Source organism: Polaribacter sp. 11A2H, assembly GCF_011379025.1.
Classification (GTDB): domain Bacteria; phylum Bacteroidota; class Bacteroidia; order Flavobacteriales; family Flavobacteriaceae; genus Polaribacter.
On sequence record NZ_WTLD01000006.1, the window covers coordinates 67584 to 88087 of the forward strand.

A 20504-nucleotide genomic window follows, 5' to 3' on the forward strand; every position below is an offset into this window, starting at 1 on the left:
TATTAACCTTTAAATTTTGTTATTTTTGCCACATGGTAAAAGAAATTCAACTTCGAGTAAATTTAATAGAAGAACGTAAAGAAAACATCTTATTATACAAAGCTTCTAAGCAATTAAGCCTTGATAAAAGTGAAATTTCTGCCGTAAAAGTTTTACGTAAATCTATTGATGCACGTAAAAAAGACATCATTTTTAATTATAAAGTAGCCGTTTACATCAACGAAAATATTCCAGATAAATCTGATTATATTTTTGAATACAAAGACGTTTCTAATGCAAAAGAAATTCATATTATTGGTTTTGGACCTGCAGGAATGTACGCTGCCTTGCGTTGTATAGAGTTAGGTTACAAACCAATTGTTTTAGAACGTGGAAAAAATGTACAAGATAGAAGGCGAGATTTAAAAGCCATTAATCAAGATCATTTTGTAAACGAAGATTCTAATTACTGTTTTGGAGAAGGTGGCGCAGGTACTTATTCTGATGGAAAATTATACACACGTTCTTTAAAACGTGGCGATGTTAGAAGAATTTTTGAAAACTTAGTTTTTCATGGAGCAACAGAGCAAATTTTGGTAGATGCGCATCCGCACATCGGAACCAATAAATTACCAAAAATCATCGAAAATGTTCGTGAGAATATTTTAAAGTATGGTGGAGAAATACATTTTGAAACTCGTGTTACAGATTTTACTGTAAAAAACAATAAATTACAAGCTATTCAGCTGAAAAACGGAACAGAAATGGCTGTAAACTCCGTTATTTTGGCAACCGGTCATTCGGCAAGAGATATTTACGAATTGTTACATAAAAAAGAAATTGCTTTAAAAGCAAAGTCTTTTGCAATGGGAGTTCGTGTAGAACATCCGCAGGAAATTATAGATCAAATTCAATATCATTGCTCAGGAGAAAGAGACGAATTGTTACCTGCTGCTGCATATAGTTTAGTGCATCAAGTAAACAACAGAGGCGTGTATTCTTTTTGTATGTGTCCTGGTGGATTTATTGTACCTGCAGCTACTGCAAACGGTGAAGTTGTTGTAAACGGAATGTCGCCTTCTCGTAGAAATAATAGATTTGCAAACTCGGGAATTGTTGTTGAATTAGATATTGATAAAGATTTTAAAAAATACGAAGAATTTGGCCCTTTAAAAGGGTTAGAATTTCAAAAGGATTTAGAAAAAATAGCCTTTTTGGCAGGAGGAAGAACACAAACTGCACCCGCACAAAGATTGGTAGATTTTGTGGATGGAAGACTTTCTAACGATTTAAATGATTGTTCGTATCAACCGGGATTAAAATCGGCTCCTTTACATTCTTTATTGCCAAAAATTATTGGCGGTAGATTAAGGAAAGGTTTTGCTGCATTCGGACAAAAAATGCATGGTTATTATACCAACGAAGCCAATATTATTGGGGTAGAATCTAGAACTTCATCTCCAGTAAACATTCCTAGAAAAGAAAGTTTAGAGCATACAGAAATAGAAGGTTTATATCCTTGTGGAGAAGGTGGTGGATATGCTGGCGGAATAGTTTCTGCTGCTATGGATGGAGAACGTTGTGCAGAAGCGGCTATTTCAAAATTATAAAAGTTTTTCTTTTTTAATCAATAAGTATCTGTAATTTTACCTCTTAATATAATTTACAAATGAAGATTACAATTGGTAGAATTGATAAAGCCGATTTTCCTGAATTAATTTTAGAAGATATTGACGTAAAAATTGACTCTGGCGCATATACATCATCAATTCATTGTTCTAATATTGAAGAAATTACTGTAGGTGATGAAAATTTTATTAGATTTACATTATTAGATCCAGAACACTCGTTTTACAACAACAAAGAGTTTTCTACAAAAAAGTATGCTTCTAAATTGGTTAAAAGCTCTAATGGTATTTCTGAAAAAAGATTTATGATTGAGACAGAAATCATCATGTTTGATATAAACTTTCCAATTCATTTAACATTAAGTGAACGTAAAGACATGAAATATCCTGTATTATTGGGAAGAAAATTTTTAAACAAAAAATTTGTGATAGATACTGCTAAAGAAGATTTATCACACAAATTAAAAAATAAAATATAATGAGAATTGTAATTCTGTCTAGAAATCCAAAATTGTATTCAACTAGAAGATTAGTAGAAGCCGCTGAAAAAAGAGGTCATGAAGTAATGGTTGTAGACCATTTAAAATGTAACATTGAAATAGAAAGAAAATCTCCAAAAATATTTTATAAGGGTGAATACATAGAAAATATAGATGCTATTATACCTAGAATTGGTGCTTCTGTAACTTTTTACGGAACTGCTGTTATTCGTCAGTTTGAAATGATGAAAGTATTTTCTGCAGTTTCTTCTCAAGCTTTAGTAAAATCTAGAGATAAATTAAGCAGTTTACAAATTTTAGCAAGAGCTGGTGTTGGTTTACCAAAAACAGTATTTGCTAATTACACTAAAGATGTAGAGCATGTTGTAGAATCTGTTGGTGGCGCTCCTTTAATTTTAAAATTATTAGAAGGTACACAAGGTTTAGGGGTTGTTTTAGCTGAAACTAAAAATGCTGCAACTTCTGTTTTAGAAGCTTTTAATGGTTTAGGTGCAAGAGTAATTGCGCAAGAATTTATTAAAGAAGCTGGCGGTGCAGATATTAGAGCTTTTGTGGTAGATGGTAAAGTCGTTGGAGCTATGAAACGTCAAGGTAAAGAAGGAGAATTCCGCTCTAACTTACACAGAGGTGGTAATGCTACTGTTATAGAATTAACAGACGAAGAAGAAAAAACAGCTTTAAAAGCAACCAAAGCTTTAGGTTTAGGAGTTGCTGGTGTAGATATGTTACAATCCTCTAAAGGACCATTGGTTTTAGAAGTAAATTCTTCTCCTGGTTTAGAAGGTATTGAAGTAGCTACAGGTAAAAATATTGCAAAAGAAATAATCCGTTTTTTAGAAATTCATGTCGAGTAAACCTTTTATCCTTTTAGGAAAAGTAATTCCTGAAGGAAAACGTACTGTTTTAGATTTAGAAGTAGCAAAACTACATACCAGAACCACTGTAAAGGTGCCTATAATTATAGAACGTTCTCAGAATCCTGGTCCCGTAGTTTTATTACTAGCGGGTATACATGGAGATGAAACAAATGGTGTTGGTATTATTAGAGAAATTATTAATTTAAAGATTAATAAACCGAAAACCGGAACCATTATTTGTATTCCTGTTTTTAATATTTTTGGCTATTTAATTCAGACTAGAGAATTTCCTGACGGACGAGATTTAAATAGAATGTTTCCTGGTTCTGCTAGTGGTTCTTTAGCAAGCCAGTTTGCTTATCAATTTACAAAAGAAATTGCACCACTTGTAGATTATGTAATTGATTTTCATACAGGTGGTGGAGATCGTGACAATATTGCACAAATTAGATGTAGTAAAGATGATGAAAAAGCATTAGAATTGGCAAAGGTTTTTAACCCACCAATGATTGTTTTTTCTGAAAACATTACAAAATCACTAAGAGATACGTTACATAAAATGGGTAAAACCGTGTTACTTTTTGAAGGTGGAAAATCTAAAGAACTAAACCCTACAATTATTAACGAAGGTGTTAACGGAACTAGAAATGTATTAATCCGTTTAGGTCTTATTGAAGGCGATATTACGGTTAGAGCAACTCCTGTTTTTGTGCATAAAGCAAAATGGTTAAGAGCCTCTGATTCTGGGATGTTTAAAATTAGAGTTGCCAACGGAAGCTTTGTAAAGAAGAGAGAAGTTTTAGGCGTAATACAAGATCCTTTTGGTGAGTTTAAAAAGAAAATTTATGCACCATTTGATTGTAATATTTTCTGTATTAATAAAACTCCAATTGTAAATAAAGGTGATGCATTATTTCATGTTAGTATAGATGAATAACGTACATGCTACAAGTACTATTCTAAACGAAGGTTTAACGATAGATTTCAAATAACAGATAGCATTTTAAATAAAATAGTAAAAGAGAACCGGTTTTTAATCTGTTCTCTTTTTTGTTTTGTAATTTAGTCTCCTAAACTTTCCTTCGGATGAAAAAAATTACACTCTTATTTTTATTGATGTCAATTTCTATTTCTGCACAAACAGATCTTAAAATTTACGATATCATAAACGCAGTTTCTGCAGACAATATTAAAGCAGACATAAAAACTCTAACAGAATTCGGTACAAGAAATACTTTTTCAGATACCATTTCTACAACTAAAGGTATTGGAGCAGCTAGACGCTGGATAAAAGCCGCATTCGATAAAATATCTAGCAATTGTAACAACTGTATCAACACTTTTTATCAAAAGGATTTTGTAACAAAAAAAGGGAATAGAAGAGTACCTCACGATGCTTGGATTGTAAATGTTGTGGCAGTTCAAAAAGGAACAAAATACCCAAACAAATATATTATTATGAGTGGTGATATTGATTCTCGTGCAAGCGATGCAATGGATTTTACCACAGATGCTCCTGGTGCTAATGACAATGCCTCCGGAATGGCAGGAACCATAGAAGCCGCAAGAGTTTTAAGTAAGTATCAATTTGAAAGCAGTATTATTTATGTAGGTCTTTCTGGTGAAGAACAAGGTTTGTTTGGTGGTGCTGGTTTGGCAAACTATGCAAAAGAACAAGATTGGGAAATTATCGGAGTTTTAAACAACGATATGATTGGTAATATTAAAGGTGTAGATGGTGTAATTGACAATCGTAGTTTTAGAATTTTCTCGGAACCGGTTCCTGCAAATGAAACGGAAAAACAACGCAAAGCAAGACGTTTTTATGGCGGTGAGGTAGATGGAATTTCTAGACAATTGGCTAGATATATTCACAAAAATGTAAAAACCTATATGCCCGAAATGAACCCAATGATGATTTATAGATTAGATCGGTTCGGGCGAGGAGGACATCACAGACCTTTTAACGATTTAGGTTTTGCAGGAATTAGAATTATGGAAGCGCATGAAAACTACACACAGCAACATCAAGATATTAGAACTGAAAAAGGTATCGCATACGGAGATACTTTTGAGCATGTAAATTTTGACTATGCAAAAAAATTAACGGCTGTAAATGCCATTACAATGGCCAATTTAGCTTGGGCACCAAAAGCTCCAAAAGAAGTGGCTATTGGTGGTATTGTGGAAGCAAACGTAAAATTAAAATGGAATAAAGTTACTGATGCAAAAGGGTATAAAATTTATTGGCGAGACACCACCTCTCCTACCTGGGATCATGCTAGATATGTAGAAGCTACCGAATTTACTTTAGACGGAATTGTTATTGACAACTTCTTTTTTGGTGTAGCAGCTGTTGGAGAAAATGGACATGAAAGTGTTGTTGTTTTTCCTAATGAAATAATGAGATAACTAATACAAACCACTAAACTGTACAACTTCATTTTCTGTAATAATAGGATTTGCTCCTTCATTTTGAGCAACTAAGGCACCAACAGCACAAGCAAAATAAATTGCTTTTTGTGGAGGTGAACCATTAATTAATTGACTTATTAATGAGGCTAAAAAAGAATCTCCAGAACCAACAGTGTCTACTACTTTAATTTTATAACCACTATTGTAAAACAATGCATTGTTATATAATAAAACAGCACCATGTTCGCCTTTTGTAACGCAAATATGTGCTGTTTTTGTTTTTTCTGATATAAAATGTATGTTTTGTTCTAAATTATGAAAAGGAGAACCTAAAAAAGCACTTACTTCATAAAGCTCTTCATCATTAAACTTAATAAAATCTGCTTTCTCCATTAACGCTACTAAAATTTCTTTTGAATAAAAAGGTGCTCTTAAATTCACATCAAAAATAGCATATTTAGCAAGCTTTAAAAGTTGATACAACGTGTTTTTAGAAACAGTATCCCTAGTAATTAAACTCCCAAAAACAAAAGCATCAGCTTGTTTTACTAGTGTTGCAGCAGCTGCTGTAAGTGGAATTTTATCCCAAGCCCTTGGATGTACAATTTCATAGGTAGCAGCTCCTTTTTCATTTAATGTAACAGCAACTTCTCCTGTTGAATAATCTTCTAAAATGACGACAGCATCAGCATTTATTTTTAAATCGTTTATGTAATTTAAAATCAACTTTCCTAATTCATCATTACCAATGGCACTTACCATAGCAACATCATTCTTAAAAGATTTTAAACGAACTGCAACATTTAAAGGCGCTCCTCCTATTTTTTTATGTGTAGGAAAAACATCCCACAAAACTTCACCAAAACAGACTATTTTAGACATCATTAACCAAGGATTTAGATCCCGATAAAAACCGGAATGTATTCAACTATAAAAAACTTACTATGTAACATAATACATTTACGTTATTAGCTTTACTAATAAATATTAGATTCCATAGTGTTTTGATTTATAGAACTATTAAAAATGGTTAACATCCTTTTTGCAATTCCTGTCCAACCAAAATTTCTACGTGCAAAACGCGCACCTTCTACAGACATTTCATTTCTTAATTTAGGGTACAGTAAAGGCATTGCCATCATTGCTCCAAATTCTTTTGGTCTGTGTGGATCTGCAAATAAAGCTTGGTTTCCAAAATCAATTAAATCACACAAACCACCATGCACGGTAATTACACTTGGTGTTCCACAAGCCATTGCTTCAATAGCAACCATACCAAAAGGCTCATATCTAGAAGGCATTACAAAGATACTTGCAGACCTATATACGTTTGCTAAATCTTCATCTGCAATATAATTTTTCCATTTAATTTTATCCATAACACCTAACTCCTTCGCTAATACTTTTAAAGTTTCAATTCCGTCTCTATCTTGTTGAGAATCTCCACCAATAGCAGCGACCAATCTAGCTTCCGGACATAATTCAAAAACTGTTGGTAACGAACGTATTAATAAATCGTAGCCTTTATTATGCGCCATTCTACCCAACGCCAAGATATCGGTTGGTTTAATATCATACTTTAATCGAATTTTATCGTTCTCTTTAGACGGTACCGGAAAAAACCTGTTTTCATCAATTCCTGGAGGAATCATGCTACAATTTCTAGACAATACATCGTATTGTTGTACTAATAAATCTACCTGCGGAAGTGTGGTTGCAATCACAAAATTACACATCTGATACACAAAATATTCCTTTCTAATACGTTCTTTAAAGCGATAGGTTTTTTCCATCACTTTCTCGTCCATATCACTTCCCATAGAATGTTGTTTCCACCAACCTAAAGAATGTGGCGTATGCACGTGACAAATACCTAATTCTTCTGCAATTTTTTGTCCTGCCCAACCTGCATCCCAATAATGAGAATAAACAACGTCATACTTCTTATTTTCTTTTTTAATCGCTGCTAAAGTATTAGTTACAAACTTTTTTAAATGATCGTGCATGTCTTCTTTTCTAATGAATTTTTTTCCACCGAAAGGAATTCTCCAAACACTAAAATTATCATCTACAATATCATATTCTGGTTGCTCTTCAAACTGTCTTGTTAAAAGATCTACACGTTTACCCAATCTACTAAATCTATCTGCTAATTCTAAAACATATACAACTTGTCCTCCTGTATCTGGTTTTCCTAATTCTGCATGCGCCCCTACATATCCATGTAAAGAAATCATTAATATTGATTTCATATTTCTATTTTTTAGTTATAGTTTTAATTATTTTTAAATCGTTACAAGCTGATATATATTGAGCAGCAGACCAAGCTTGGTATGCTTTCCCCATTGGTTTCCCTGTGGTTCCATGTGCCCATTCTGTAAACTCCCACTCTTCATTAATTCCTTCTTTATTGATTAAAGCTAGTTTGTGCAATTCTTCTATTGCAATGTCTTTAAACCCTAATTTATTTACAAACTTTACCCAAAATCCCCCCACAAAAGGCCAAATTCCACCATTGTGATAATGGTTGGGTAAATTCAGAAGATTTACAGTATAATAAGGTTTCCAATCTGGATCTCCAGGACTTACCACCGGATATACATTTGCAACCGGAAAAGGATCATTTACACCAACACCTAGCATAAATTTAAAAGTTTGATGTGCTTTTTCTGCATCTATGGTTCCGTGTAAAAAAGCCAACACATTTCCTAAAACATCACAACGCCAGCTAAAATCGAAAGGTGTAGTTTGTGCTATTAAATAAGAAGTGTCTCCTAATGTAAATTGCTTTTCTGCAAATGAAACCGATTGAAATAATTTTTGCTGCGTAGAAGGCCAGAAGTTTTGTACAATCTCTTTTTTAATCACCTGAGACCATCTAATATATTCCCCAGCATCCTCATGGCTTCCTAACATTTCTAACATACGTCCAAAACACACATTAGATCTATACCAAAGAATTTCATCATATAAAATATTATAACTTCTTCCAAATAAGTCTGTCCAATCTCCAGCTTCCGGAATTTCTAAAAGTGCATCATTATTACTATCATGCGCTCCTAACCATCGCATGGTTTCCTTAATATCTCCAATATATTTTCTTAAAAACTGAATATCTTTAGTAACATTTACATATTCATAGAAAGCAATTACTACCCAAATACCACTATCTATAGAACAAATTCCTCCAACTCCAGAGTAATCTGGCTCACCATCTTTTAGTCTAACATTTGCAGGTATTTGTCCGTTTCTAGACATGTTTTCTATCAACGTAACCAATGTTTGTCTTTGACATTGATGAATTTCTTCATCATCTATTAAAGACAACGAACCTATAACAGTAATTGCGCCATCTCTGGCCCAAACACTATGATAATTTTCATCGGTACCATTAGGTATATTATCCTTTATAGAACAAGCGGAAAAACCAAGCGGTGTAATATTTTTCTTAAGCGCTTCAATTGCTTTTACATATCCCTCTTTAATTAATGCAACTTTTTCATCTGTATCTTCTTGAGTAATATTTTCTTTTTCTTTTTTGATAAAAAAATCTTCTGAATGATCGATGTTTGTATCTTCAAGCGCTTCTTTTGGTAATATTTTATAGAAAATTAACCCTTCTATAATACCATCTCCTTTTTCTTTTTCTGTATGATAAACTTTTTTATGTTTTGTATATAAGTACAATTCGTCATGCGCATTTGCAACCACAATACCAGACACATCTTTTAAATCGAACATTGCAGAATCGTTACCACTATCTCCAGCAACTAAAACCTCATTAGATTTAAATTTCAATCTTCTTAATAGCCAACGTAAAGCATTTCCTTTATTGGCCCATTTTGGTAAAACATCTAAAAATTTATTACCAGAATACACAATATTTACATCCATATCTGCATCTGCAAAATCTTGCTCTATACTTTCAATAAGCTCGTTACTGGCATCATGAAAGAAGTAACTTCTTTTATAAGAATGCTGAAATTTTGTTGGTTGATCACTAATAGGATGTTTTATTTTCTGAATGATATTTTCTACAGACTCTAAATTCCAACCATCATCTAAAACATCATTAAACTCTTTTACTATTTCACCTTTTTTATAATTATAAATATGTGTACCTACGCCAGAAATAATATAATCTGGTTCTGGAAGCACCTTTTTATCTATTAAATCTAAAACGTCATCTATTAAACGACCTGTATTATACGTTAAAATTACATCACTTTGATGATGATACTTTTCCCATATTTTTTTAAAGTTACTTTTATAGGTATGAAAATCAATTAAAGTGTTGTCAATATCAAATGATAATAATTTTATTTTATTTTCATTATTTAAGCTGTTTTCAGTCATTTCATTGTGTTTTTATGATAGAATCATTAATAACACTGAATTTAATTAAAAAATATAGCGTAACCAAAACTTGAGCTATCTATCGTTATTTGTTCCTCCATTTTTATGATTGTGATAATTATGGCTATCAAAAAATAGTAAATAGAGAATGATAAAAATTATTTTCTTATTTTGCTTCCCGCTATAAACAACACTTTTTTAATTATAAATTTCAATTACTTATAATTGAATAAAAAAAGAAACAAGTTGCTCTTAGTATTCTAAATTATGAATGAAATTGAAGAATTTTACTTTAAAAATGATGTTGAATGGCGCCTTTGGTTGTCTAAAAATTATAATTTATCAAAAGGAATTTATCTAATTTTTTATAAAGTAGAAAATGAAGAGGAATCTATGCGTTGGGAAGAAGCCGTTAAGATTGCTTTATGTTTTGGTTGGATAGATGCAACTGTAAAAAGTTTAGGAGCAGGAAAACGCAGGCAATATTTCTGTCCAAGAAAACAAAAAAGTGTTTGGAGTGCTGTGAATAAAAATTATATTCAAAATTTAATTGCTGATAATTTAATGCATCAAAGTGGATTAGACATTATAGAAATTGCAAAACAAAACGGTTCTTGGACAGCTTTAGATCCCGTCGAAAAAGGAATTATTCCTGATGATTTACAAATTGCCTTTGCTAAAAACGAAACGGCTTTTAACAATTACAATAATTTTGCACCTAGTTATAAAAAGAGTTATTTGTATTGGATACATCAAGCAAAGAGAGAAACAACCCGACAAAAAAGAATTACTGAGATTATTCAATTATGTAAGGCAAATAAAAAATCTAGAGGAAATAGGTAATTTTAGTCTTCGACAGGCTCAGACAGACATTTGTATTCTGAATTATTTTTTGCGAATACTTTTATATTCTTCATCTAAAAAGACAATTAAAACTAACGATGTCAAACTGAGCTTGTCGAAGTTTTATTTGAGCATAAGATTAAAATTCATATAGAAAACCAAATAATGTTGCTTTATCTGATTTCTCCTTAAAGTCGAAATGACAAAACTGTGTAAAAACAGTACATATTATATGTTCAATTGTTTTTTAGAAATACATTAATTCTTCATCTAAAAAAAGACAATTAAAACTAACGATGTCAAACTGAGCTTGTCGAAGTTTTATTTTAGCACAAGATTAAAATTAATCTAGAAAACCAAAGGATGTTGATTTATATGATCTCTCCTTAAACTCGAAAAGACAAAAAAGAATTACGGAGATTATTCAATTATGTGAAGCTAATAAAAAAGGTAGAGGAAATAGGTAGTTTTAGTCTTCGACAGGCTCAGACAGACATTTGTATGCTGAATTGTTTTTGCGAATACTTTTATATTATTCATCTAAAAAAACAATTAAACCTAAGAATGTCTAACTGAGCTTGTCGAAGTTTTATTTGAGCATAAGATTAAAATTCATTTAGAAAACCAAATAATGTTGCTTTATCTGATTTCTCCTTAAAGTTGAAATGACAAAAAATAATTATAGAGATTATTCAATTATTTGAAGTAAATAAGTAAGCTATAGGTAATTTGTAGTTATGGTCTTCGACAAGCTCAGACTGACATCTATAGCTTCAATTGTTTTTTAGGAATATCTTACTTCTTCATCTAAAAAACTAATTAAAATTAAGAATGTCAAACTAAGCTTGTCGAAGTTCTTTTTACAAAGTTTCCACAAGCTCAATTTGACATTCATATCTAAAGTGTATTTAAAACTTACAGTCCGCTTATAAAGTTTCCATAAGGATCTTTAAATTGAGTACCTTCTGCAAAACGATACTTACTTAATTTTTTAAACTCCACCAATGCCCATAACACAAATTCTTTCATAAAATAAGCATCTGCTTCATTCATATCTGGCTGAAATTCTTTTATAAAAGCATCTAAAGGTTTTACTTTATCTAATTCTGCTTTGTATTGCGCTTCTGTATGTTCATCTAATAATTCGAAATCTTCATCAGCATTAAAAAACCAAGAAATAATAGCATCATAAGGAGATTCTTCTCCTTGTTTTTCTAACTTTTTTATCTCAGGAAAATAACTTGGAAACAACGTTTTAATAGCATTCTTTATTAAGGTTTCTGCCACAACTTGTGCGCCTTCTTGCTCTCCTTCATAAACTAACTCTACCTTTCCTGTTATTGCAGGAATAATTCCGTCGAAATCATTTAAACGGATCATTGTTTTTTCATCACCAGAAAGCAATGCTCTTCTTTCTGCTGTACTTAATAGATTTTCGAAAGCAGAAATACTTAAACGGGCACTTACACCACTTTTAGCATCTATATACTCACTTTCTCTCGCTTCAAAAACAATTTGTTCTAACAAGTCTTTTGCCAATTCTGGCACTGCTATAAAGTCTTTTTGAGAACCTACCTTATTTGCTTCTTGTTGTGTAATTGTTTTAGCTGTTTCAATATCTTCTGGGTAATGTGTTAAAATTTGCGAACCAATTCTATCTTTTAAAGGTGTAACAATACTTCCTCTATTGGTATAATCTTCTGGGTTTGCTGTAAACACAAATTGCATATCTAAAGGCAAACGTAATTTAAATCCTCTAATTTGAATATCTCCTTCTTGTAAAATATTGAAAAGTGCAACCTGAATTCTTGCTTGTAAATCTGGTAATTCATTAATTACAAAAATACATCTGTTTGCACGTGGAATCATTCCGTAATGAATTACTCTATCATCTGCATAACTTAATTTTAAATTGGCTGCTTTTATAGGATCTACATCACCAATAATATCGGCAACCGTTACATCTGGCGTTGCTAATTTTTCTGCAAAACGTTCGTTTCTATGCAGCCAATAAATAGGTGTATCATCTCCCTTTTCTTTAATCAACTCAATAGCAAACCTAGAAATTGGCTGTAAAGGATCGTCATTAATCTCAGAACCTGCAACAACCGGAATGTATTCATCCAATAAATCTACCATCAATCTAGCCAAACGTGTTTTTGCTTGCCCTCTTAATCCTAATAAATTAATATTATGTTTACTTAAAATAGCTCTTTCTAATTCCGGAATAACCGTATTCTCATATCCATGAACTCCTTTAAAAACGGTTTCTTTATTTTTTATTTTGGTTATCAGGTTTTCTCTTAATTCGTCTTTAATTGACTTAGATTTGTATCCTGATGCTTTTAATTCTCCTAATGTATGTATATTCATATTATGTGTGTGATAAGAGAGCAAAGAAAAAAGAGAAAAGACTAATTTTTGAGTCCATTTTGGAACCCCATAGTCATTCTTTGCCATTCAGCAATTAAACTTTCTAACTCTTCTAATTGTTTTATGTTAATATATTTTTTATGATGTGCTATTAATATTTGTGTCCCTAACTCAAAACTAGAACCAAGAGAAATATCTATAAAGTGACTGAAAGACTTATCAGTTATTTAAGATCACTCTGAAATATTACTTGGAATAGAAATTGAACATCTGCTTATTTGAGAAGTCAAATCATATCGTTCATTTTTGGGGAAATTTTCTAAAATATCAGAAATTAAAAAGGACAATTTTAAACCTATTTGCCAAATTTTTAGTTTTTTTTATAATTATGTCTTTTTATTTCTAATATTAATAAGTTCTTTGCAATCTATTCTTTCTTCTCTGTTCTATATTCTTTTTTCTAAAAAAACAGGATTTATTCTACCCTCTAATTCTCTTTTTTCTATTGGTTTCGTAATCTTCAAAAATCATTTCTCCCAAACCTTTTAAACCTGTATAAAATGCTTTACCCTGATTTGCTTTTGTAAACGCCTTTATAAATTGCATTAAATACGGATCTTGCGCAATCATAAAAGTAGTTATCGGAATGTGTAATTTTCTGGCTTGCTGTGCCATTCCATAACATTTGTCTACAATGTATTTGTCTAGACCATTACTATTCTTATAATATTGTCCGTCTGGCAAACGCAAGCAACTTGGCTTACCATCGGTAATCATAAAAATTTGTTTGTTGGTATTTCTTTTTCTTCGGAGTAAATCCATCGCTAACTGCAAACCTGCAACCGTATTTGTGTGATATGGTCCTACTTGTAAATAAGGCAAATCTTTAATTTTAATTGCCCACGCATCATTTCCAAAAACAATAATATCTAAGGTATCTTTAGGATAACGAGTAGTAATTAATTCTGCCAACGCCATCGCTACTTTTTTAGCAGGAGTAATTCTGTCTTCTCCATATAAAATCATAGAGTGACTTATATCAATCATTAGAACCGTACTCATTTGGCTTTTGTGCATGGTTTCTTCCACCACCAAATCGTTTTCGGTAAGACTAAAATTATCTATTCCGTTATTTACCTGCGCATTTCTAATGCTTTCTGTCATAGAAACTTTGTCTAAGGCATCACCAAATTGATATTCTCTTAAATCTCCGGTATGTTCATCTCCTATTCCTGGAGATTTACTTTTATGATTACCAGCACCACTTCGTTTTATTTTTCCAAAAATATGATTCAATGCTTGCTGACGAATAGCACGTTCTGTTTTTGGAGTAATCTTATTACCTCCAGTCCCATCTCCTTTTACCTCTTCCTTTATGTAGCCTTTCTTCTTTAAATCTTCAATAAAGTCATCAATAGTATAATTTTCATCCGTTAATTTATATTCTTTATCTAAAGAACGCAACCAATCTATGGCTTCATCAAAATCTCCAGAAGTATGTGTTATCAATTCCTTAAAAATTTCGAATAATTTTTCGAAAGGAGATTGATTTTCTGCTTCATAGGTTTTAAATACAAAACCTTTTCTTTTATTATTTTTTTTCATCACTATAAAAGTACAATTTTATACGGATGAAAAATAAAAATTAACATTGGATTACTATATGTATGCATAAATTTGTTTTATAATATTCTAAAAACATTAGACAAAAATTAATTATATTTACCATATGGCAAAAATAATTATTACAGGTGGTACGGGTTTAGTCGGCAAAAGATTATCAAAATTACTGATTGATAAAAATCATGAAGTTGTAATTTTAAGTAGAAATCCCAAAGAAGAAAATGAATTTAAATGGGATATTTCTTCTAATTACATTGATGAAATAGCACTTTTAGATACCGATTATATTATTCATTTAGCCGGAGCAGGAATTGCAGACAAACGTTGGACTAAAGAAAGAAAGCAAATAATAATTGATAGCAGAGTAAAAAGCGCCAATTTACTGTATGATAAAATTAATGAGCTTAAAATTAATTTAAAAGGTTTTATTTCTGCTTCTGGCGTTGGTTATTACGGCGCTGTTACTACAGATAAAATATATGAAGAAACAGACAAAGCAGGTACTGACTTTTTAGGTGATGTTTGCCAAAAATGGGAAAATGCAGCACAGCAATTTTCAACAAAAAATATTCCTGTAACCATTTTAAGAACCGGTGTTGTTTTAACGGATAATGGCGGTGCATTAGACAAAATGAAAACACCTATTATAACTCCTTTAGGTTCTGGAAAACAATTTTTACCTTGGATCCATTTAGATGATTTATGTGCCATCTATATAAAAGCTATTGATGATAATTTAGAAGGTGTATTTAATGCCGTTGCTCCAGAACACCACACTAGTAAAACATTCTCTAAGGAATTAGCAAAAAGCATAGGCAAACCTTATTTAGGAATTGGAGTTCCTAGTTTTATGTTGAAGCTTGTATTTGGCGATATGGCAAAAATATTATTAGAAGGAAGTAAAATTTCGGCAAAAAAAATCGAAAAGAACGGATATTCTTTTCGATTTAAAACACTTAAAAAAGCGTTGAATAATTTATAATGCTTCTTAGAAAGTAGAAGTAATATTTAAAGCCACATCACTCCATGTTTTAGAAACTCCGTCTGCACCTTTATGTAAATCACTACAAACTGTATTTAATGATGCTAAAGCCTCAGAAGCATTCCATTTAGTGATATCCATAGTAGCTGTCATTTTAAAAACATTCTCTACAATAGTATACGTAAAAGCTACTTTTTCTGTAACTCCATTCATTTTAATTTCTGCTACACCATTAGCGTCATCTGTTATCAATAATTTACCAGAAAGTAATTTTGTATTATCCATTACACCAAAGAAGAATTTTTGAATTTTAAAATCTCTACTAGTGTCTTTTGTAAAAATACTACTTACAGGAATTGAAAACTCTGTATTATTAATAGCATCTTTAATAGAAGCTCCTTCTCCTCCAGAAATAATATCAACTTTATTAAATTGACCTCCTACTGGAATTTTATCTGTAGTTTTATACGCTACAAAGTTAATTTCATTTTTTGCCTTCTCTAAAGAAAAAGCTGCTGCACTCTTTTCTGTTTTAATTGTATCTTCTACTTTCTTATCAGATTTTTTATCTGATTTACAAGATGAAAAATTAAACGCTACAATCATTAATAATGATAAAACTACTACTCTCTTCATAATGTTATTGTTTACTGTTTAAAACTATTTTTGCTAAATTAATATATTCTTGTTTTGCTACGTCAGATTTCATGCCATTTAATTGCATCCATGCATTTAATTTAAATGCGCTTCTAACGTTATGCTCGTCATTAAAAGAAAACTTATTACCAAAATTTGCTTGCTTATTGTAAGCGTAAAATTTTAGCATAATGTCTGGAGCAATCACTTTTTCTAATTTAGAAATTCTATAGAAAGCTTCGTTAAAATCTTTGTCTAAATCAGATTCCATATCTTACTATTTTTCTGCAATTACTTGAACTCCTCCTTTTACTGTATCATTTAAAGATACATTTAGCTTTGTACCTAATGGAAGAAAAAGGTCTACTCTAGAACCAAATTTAATAAAACCTGCATCTGCTCCTTGTACTGCTGTATCACCAACTTTTGCATAATTAACAATTCTCTTTGCCAATGCACCTGCTATTTGCCTGTATAAAACATCTCCAAAAGCTGCATTATTAACAACTACCGTAGTTCTTTCGTTTTCTGTAGATGCTTTCGGGTGCCATGCAACCAAATATTTTCCTGGATGATATTTACTATATTTTACAACTCCACTCATAGCGTATCTGGTAACATGCACGTTAATAGGAGACATAAAAATAGACACTTGTAATCTTTTTCCTTTAAAGTATTCTGGTTCTTCTACTTCTTCTATAACAACCACTTTACCGTCTACCGGTGCAACTAATACGTTGTCATTTAATGGAGCAACTCTTTTAGGGTTTCTAAAAAACTGTAGTACAATTACTAAAAAAGCAAGTAATAAAACTTGAATTGCTTTAACAAGCCAAGGTATACTAATTAAATTATCGGCTAGCAATACACCTACTATTGTTATTATAAAGGTAATAACAATTATTTTATACCCTTCTTTGTGAAAACGAATCATACTTAAATTATAAAATTAATATACAAATATACAAATGGTGCTGCAAATAACAAACTATCCAATCTATCTAAAATACCACCATGCCCAGGCATAATAGTACCACTATCTTTAATATTGGCTTGTCTTTTAAATTTAGATTCTACTAAATCTCCAATAGTACCAATTACACTAACAATAACAGCTATAACTAACCAATTTACTACTGTAAAATCGGTATTTAATTTACTAATTATAAAGGCCGCAATTAAAGCAAAAGCCAACCCACCTAAAAAACCTTCTTGTGTCTTTTTTGGAGAAACAGAAACAAATAATTTTCTTTTCCCAAAATTTTTACCCACTAAAAAAGCAAAACTATCATTTACCCATATCATAATTAAAATAGAAATTATTAAATGAGGGTTATAACCATCCTTATAAATAGGTAAAAGGATTAAAAAAATCATAGAAAAAATAGGATACCTAATTAGTAAACCAGATTTAGATCTATCATTAGAGAAAGAAATTTCTTTTTTAGTAAATAAGTAATAGATAAGAGATAAAGAAGAAACTATTGTAATTCCTAAAATAATAATTACGGCATAGCTTTCTGGCCTTTTTAACATTAAAAATAATGTTAAGCTAAAGAAAATATACCCTATCAATCCTTTAAATTTAATGAGTTTAGAAAATTCCCAAACGCACAACAACCCAAAAATAGTTGTTAGAACCACATACGATTCTTTTGAAAAAAGAATCGCTGATATAAAAATTAAAACGTAAATTATGCCTGAAAGACTCCTTTTTAAAAGGTTACTCATATTATAAATCTTCTAATAGCAGCAAATATAAGTTTTTTGAGTTACTGTTGCCGTAGTTTAAGAAATTATCATCATTTTTATGGATGTTATAATTTTTTATGGCAGAAATATTGGTAGGCAAATTATCTTTATGATGAATTTTAATACCTGTTAACCCTTCTCCCATATCTTTAACCAACTGACTCGTAGTTGCGTAAACGATAAAGTTTTGAGGCATCTCTGATAACTTAATACTTTTTAATTGTTTTGATGAAAATAAAATATCTCCATTATCTGCAATTAAATGTTCGCAATTTAAGAAAACAGGAAAATTTGAATTGAAATTTCTATTCATTGCTACCTCATGTCTATTTAAAAAGGAAGATAACTTGTCATCTAAAAGCGTTAATTGATTCCAATTATTCTCTTTTAAAATACTCTTTAAGTTCTCTACAACTTCACTTTCTTTTAAACAATATAAAAACTTACCTCCTTTATCAAGAAAGTTATGTACAAAAAGATCATCCAAAGAAAGATCTACTTCTTGTCTTTGGATGTCCTTTTCTTCTTTATTGGGTATGTTGAATAGCTTTTTAAAAAAATTCATTTATTATTCTTCAGTTTTTAATTCTACTGGAGGAATCTCTTTTTTATCTTCAACGATTTCTACTTCAAGAGCTTCTTCAAAAGGTCTTTTACCGAATATCTTTTCTAAATCGTCTTTAAAAATAACTTCTTTTTCCAATAATAATTCTGCAAGAGTCGTTAATTTATCTTTATTTTCTTCTAAAATTTCTATTGCTCTTACATATTGAGCTTCAATAATTTTAGAAATTTCTTGATCTATTGTTTTACCGGTCTCTTCACTATAAGGTTTAACAAAACCATCGTTTCCAGAAGAATCATAATACGTAACATTACCAACTGCTTCATTTAAACCATAAACAGTAACCATTGCTTTTGCTTGCTTGGTCACTTTTTCTAAATCGCTTAAAGCTCCTGTAGATATTTTATTAAACATTACCTTTTCTGCAGCTCTACCACCCATGGTAGCACACATTTCATCTAACATTTGCTCTGTCTGCACAATCATTCTTTCTGCTGGTAAATACCAAGCAGCTCCTAAAGACTGTCCTCTTGGCACAATAGTAACTTTAACCAATGGTGCAGCGTGTTCTAACATCCAACTAATAGTTGCGTGACCTGCTTCATGAAAAGCAATTACTTTTTTCTCCTTTGGTGTAATTACTTTATTTTTCTTCTCTAAACCACCAACAATTCTATCTACAGCATCTAAGAAATCTTGATGATGAATTGCTTTTTTACCATTTCTGGCAGCAATTAATGCAGATTCATTACACATATTAGCAATGTCTGCCCCAGAAAAACCAGGTGTTTGTTGTGCTAAGAAATCTATCTTAACATCTCCTGCTAATTTTAAAGGTTTAATATGTACTTCAAAAATTTCTTTTCTTTCGTTGATGTTTGGTAAATCTACATAGATCTGTCTATCAAAACGACCAGCACGCATTAACGCACTATCTAAAACATCTGCTCTGTTTGTTGCTGCTAGTACAATAACATTTACATCTGTACCAAAACCATCCATTTCTGTTAATAATTGATTCAACGTGTTTTCACGCTCGTCATTACCACCAGTCATACTATTTTTACCACGAGCTCTACCAATAGCGTCTATCTCATCAATAAAGATAATAGAAGGAGATTTCTCTGCAGCTTTTTTAAATAAATCTCTTACACGAGAAGCACCCACACCTACAAACATTTCAACAAAATCTGAACCAGATAAAGAGAAAAAAGGAACATCTGCTTCACCTGCAACCGCTTTAGCTAGTAAGGTTTTACCTGTTCCTGGAGGTCCTACTAATAAAGCACCTTTTGGAATTTTACCTCCTAATGAAGTATATTTTTCTGGATTTTTTAAGAAGTCTACAATTTCTTGTACCTCTTCTTTAGCACCTTCTAAACCGGCTACATTTTCAAACGTAGTTTTTACCTTTGTGTCTTTATCAAATAATTTTGCTTTAGATTTACCAATGCTAAATATTTGACCTCCGCCACCAGCTCCAGCTCCACCGCCAGACATTCTTTTCATAAAAAACAACCAAACAGCAATTAATATTATAAAAGGTAAAAAACCTAGAATAGTATCAAAAATACTTGTTTTGTTTTCATTTTTTATATCAAAGTCTAGCTCGTTTGCTTGTCTTGCTTTTTCAACATTATTTTCGAAATTTTGTAAATCCCCAAAATTATAGTCATAAAAAGAAGATCCTTGCGTATAAAAAGCAGAGTTTATAATCTTACTATAACGTTGTTTTTTTTGTGCTTCTTCTTTAATATAAATCTGAGCTAAATTGTTATTTAAAACAACAATTCTAGAGATATCATTATCTTTTAAGATATCATTAAACTCATTTTTAGAAATACTTTTAGTAGCTAAATCTCCACTACTAAAAAACTGAAATGCCATTATTACAACAAATATTGCACCATATATCCAATACGCGTTAAACTTAAATTTAGGCATATTAGAATTACTATCTTTTTTTGAATCACTCATTTATTTAAAAAATAAAAA

At 31.1% G+C, this 20504-nt stretch carries 18 protein-coding genes and 1 pseudogene; 7 read left to right on the forward strand and 12 right to left on the reverse strand.

Annotated elements, in window-relative coordinates; translation table 11 throughout:
- Positions 1-32: 32 nt before the first annotated feature.
- From GQS58_RS09265 to GQS58_RS09285, 5 genes are all read left to right on the forward strand, one after another.
- Complete coding sequence (locus tag GQS58_RS09265; protein WP_166385148.1) at positions 33-1589, forward strand: NAD(P)/FAD-dependent oxidoreductase; 1557 nt, start codon at positions 33-35, stop codon at positions 1587-1589.
- A gap of 59 nt (positions 1590-1648) precedes the next feature.
- Positions 1649-2086, forward strand: a complete 438-nt coding sequence (locus GQS58_RS09270; protein WP_166385150.1) for an ATP-dependent zinc protease — start codon at positions 1649-1651, stop codon at positions 2084-2086.
- On the forward strand, positions 2086-2961 hold the full coding sequence (rimK, locus tag GQS58_RS09275) for a 30S ribosomal protein S6--L-glutamate ligase (RefSeq protein WP_166385152.1): 876 nt from the start codon (positions 2086-2088) through the stop codon (positions 2959-2961). Before GQS58_RS09270 ends, rimK begins: the two co-directional genes overlap by 1 nt.
- Positions 2951-3901, forward strand: coding sequence for a succinylglutamate desuccinylase/aspartoacylase family protein (locus GQS58_RS09280; protein ID WP_166385154.1), 951 nt, complete (start codon positions 2951-2953; stop codon positions 3899-3901). Before rimK ends, GQS58_RS09280 begins: the two co-directional genes overlap by 11 nt.
- A 149-nt stretch (positions 3902-4050) precedes the next feature.
- Positions 4051-5376 carry a M28 family peptidase gene (locus tag GQS58_RS09285; RefSeq protein ID WP_166385156.1) on the forward strand — a complete coding sequence of 442 codons (1326 nt, stop codon included), beginning with the start codon at positions 4051-4053 and terminating at the stop codon, positions 5374-5376.
- On the opposite strand, the gene GQS58_RS09290 is transcribed toward GQS58_RS09285, so the two are convergent.
- From GQS58_RS09290 to GQS58_RS09300, 3 genes are all read right to left on the reverse strand, one after another.
- The gene (locus GQS58_RS09290; protein ID WP_166385533.1) at positions 5377-6261 is read right to left on the reverse strand and encodes a carbohydrate kinase family protein; all 885 of its coding nucleotides are present in this window, start codon (positions 6259-6261) and stop codon (positions 5377-5379) included.
- A 95-nt stretch (positions 6262-6356) separates the two neighbouring features.
- Positions 6357-7631: a glycosyltransferase gene (locus tag GQS58_RS09295; protein ID WP_166385158.1), complete on the reverse strand. Its 1275-nt coding sequence runs from the start codon at positions 7629-7631 to the stop codon at positions 6357-6359.
- 4 nt (positions 7632-7635) lie between these two features.
- A complete protein-coding gene (locus GQS58_RS09300; RefSeq protein ID WP_166385160.1) occupies positions 7636-9735 on the reverse strand; it encodes an HAD-IIB family hydrolase in 2100 nt (699 codons plus the stop codon).
- Positions 9736-10002: 267 nt separating this feature from the next.
- Here GQS58_RS09300 and GQS58_RS09305 point away from each other — a divergent pair, with 267 nt between their 5' ends.
- Entirely contained in the window at positions 10003-10578 is a 576-nt protein-coding gene (locus GQS58_RS09305) for a YdeI/OmpD-associated family protein (protein WP_166385162.1), read from the forward strand.
- Between the two features lie 915 nt (positions 10579-11493).
- Here the strand turns inward: GQS58_RS09305 and GQS58_RS09310 are convergent.
- The 3 genes and pseudogenes from GQS58_RS09310 to GQS58_RS09320 form a co-directional block, all read right to left on the reverse strand.
- Positions 11494-12951 carry a magnesium chelatase gene (locus GQS58_RS09310; RefSeq protein ID WP_166385164.1) on the reverse strand — a complete coding sequence of 486 codons (1458 nt, stop codon included), beginning with the start codon at positions 12949-12951 and terminating at the stop codon, positions 11494-11496.
- A gap of 41 nt (positions 12952-12992) precedes the next feature.
- A pseudogene (locus GQS58_RS09315) lies at positions 12993-13298 on the reverse strand (four helix bundle protein).
- Positions 13299-13431: 133 nt separating this feature from the next.
- On the reverse strand, positions 13432-14556 hold the full coding sequence (locus GQS58_RS09320; RefSeq protein WP_166385166.1) for a vWA domain-containing protein: 1125 nt from the start codon (positions 14554-14556) through the stop codon (positions 13432-13434).
- Between the two features lie 124 nt (positions 14557-14680).
- Here GQS58_RS09320 and GQS58_RS09325 point away from each other — a divergent pair, with 124 nt between their 5' ends.
- Positions 14681-15556 carry a TIGR01777 family oxidoreductase gene (locus tag GQS58_RS09325; RefSeq protein ID WP_166385168.1) on the forward strand — a complete coding sequence of 292 codons (876 nt, stop codon included), beginning with the start codon at positions 14681-14683 and terminating at the stop codon, positions 15554-15556.
- Between the two features lie 6 nt (positions 15557-15562).
- Here GQS58_RS09325 and GQS58_RS09330 read toward each other — a convergent pair whose 3' ends face one another.
- From GQS58_RS09330 to ftsH, 6 genes are read right to left on the reverse strand one after another with little or no spacing between them, the layout of a single operon-like run.
- Positions 15563-16192 (reverse strand): YceI family protein, encoded by a 630-nt coding sequence (locus GQS58_RS09330; protein ID WP_166385170.1) that lies wholly within the window; start codon positions 16190-16192, stop codon positions 15563-15565.
- Positions 16193-16196: 4 nt separating this feature from the next.
- Complete coding sequence (locus tag GQS58_RS09335) at positions 16197-16463, reverse strand: acyl-CoA-binding protein (RefSeq protein ID WP_166385172.1); 267 nt, start codon at positions 16461-16463, stop codon at positions 16197-16199.
- 6 nt (positions 16464-16469) lie between these two features.
- Complete coding sequence (locus tag GQS58_RS09340; RefSeq protein WP_166385174.1) at positions 16470-17126, reverse strand: phosphatidylserine decarboxylase family protein; 657 nt, start codon at positions 17124-17126, stop codon at positions 16470-16472.
- Between the two features lie 2 nt (positions 17127-17128).
- Positions 17129-17923 (reverse strand): phosphatidate cytidylyltransferase, encoded by a 795-nt coding sequence (locus tag GQS58_RS09345; RefSeq protein WP_166385175.1) that lies wholly within the window; start codon positions 17921-17923, stop codon positions 17129-17131.
- 1 nt (position 17924) lies between these two features.
- Positions 17925-18509, reverse strand: a complete 585-nt coding sequence (locus tag GQS58_RS09350) for a hypothetical protein (protein ID WP_166385177.1) — start codon at positions 18507-18509, stop codon at positions 17925-17927.
- A gap of 3 nt (positions 18510-18512) precedes the next feature.
- Positions 18513-20486: an ATP-dependent zinc metalloprotease FtsH gene (ftsH, locus tag GQS58_RS09355; RefSeq protein WP_166385179.1), complete on the reverse strand. Its 1974-nt coding sequence runs from the start codon at positions 20484-20486 to the stop codon at positions 18513-18515.
- Positions 20487-20504 lie beyond the last annotated feature (18 nt).

Bases quoted from the DNA above. Each gene is read 5' to 3' on its own strand.
- GQS58_RS09265 (WP_166385148.1), top strand. From the start codon at position 33: ATGGTAAAAGAAATTCAACTTCGAGTAAATTTAATAGAAGAACGTAAA.
- GQS58_RS09270 (WP_166385150.1), top strand. From the start codon at position 1,649: ATGAAGATTACAATTGGTAGAATTGATAAAGCCGATTTTCCTGAATTA.
- rimK (WP_166385152.1), top strand. From the start codon at position 2,086: ATGAGAATTGTAATTCTGTCTAGAAATCCAAAATTGTATTCAACTAGA.
- GQS58_RS09280 (WP_166385154.1), top strand. From the start codon at position 2,951: ATGTCGAGTAAACCTTTTATCCTTTTAGGAAAAGTAATTCCTGAAGGA.
- GQS58_RS09285 (WP_166385156.1), top strand. From the start codon at position 4,051: ATGAAAAAAATTACACTCTTATTTTTATTGATGTCAATTTCTATTTCT.
- GQS58_RS09290 (WP_166385533.1), bottom strand. From the start codon at position 6,261: ATGTCTAAAATAGTCTGTTTTGGTGAAGTTTTGTGGGATGTTTTTCCT.
- GQS58_RS09295 (WP_166385158.1), bottom strand. From the start codon at position 7,631: ATGAAATCAATATTAATGATTTCTTTACATGGATATGTAGGGGCGCAT.
- GQS58_RS09300 (WP_166385160.1), bottom strand. From the start codon at position 9,735: ATGACTGAAAACAGCTTAAATAATGAAAATAAAATAAAATTATTATCA.
- GQS58_RS09305 (WP_166385162.1), top strand. From the start codon at position 10,003: ATGAATGAAATTGAAGAATTTTACTTTAAAAATGATGTTGAATGGCGC.
- GQS58_RS09310 (WP_166385164.1), bottom strand. From the start codon at position 12,951: ATGAATATACATACATTAGGAGAATTAAAAGCATCAGGATACAAATCT.
- GQS58_RS09320 (WP_166385166.1), bottom strand. From the start codon at position 14,556: ATGAAAAAAAATAATAAAAGAAAAGGTTTTGTATTTAAAACCTATGAA.
- GQS58_RS09325 (WP_166385168.1), top strand. From the start codon at position 14,681: ATGGCAAAAATAATTATTACAGGTGGTACGGGTTTAGTCGGCAAAAGA.
- GQS58_RS09330 (WP_166385170.1), bottom strand. From the start codon at position 16,192: ATGAAGAGAGTAGTAGTTTTATCATTATTAATGATTGTAGCGTTTAAT.
- GQS58_RS09335 (WP_166385172.1), bottom strand. From the start codon at position 16,463: ATGGAATCTGATTTAGACAAAGATTTTAACGAAGCTTTCTATAGAATT.
- GQS58_RS09340 (WP_166385174.1), bottom strand. From the start codon at position 17,126: ATGATTCGTTTTCACAAAGAAGGGTATAAAATAATTGTTATTACCTTT.
- GQS58_RS09345 (WP_166385175.1), bottom strand. From the start codon at position 17,923: ATGAGTAACCTTTTAAAAAGGAGTCTTTCAGGCATAATTTACGTTTTA.
- GQS58_RS09350 (WP_166385177.1), bottom strand. From the start codon at position 18,509: ATGAATTTTTTTAAAAAGCTATTCAACATACCCAATAAAGAAGAAAAG.
- ftsH (WP_166385179.1), bottom strand. From the start codon at position 20,486: ATGAGTGATTCAAAAAAAGATAGTAATTCTAATATGCCTAAATTTAAG.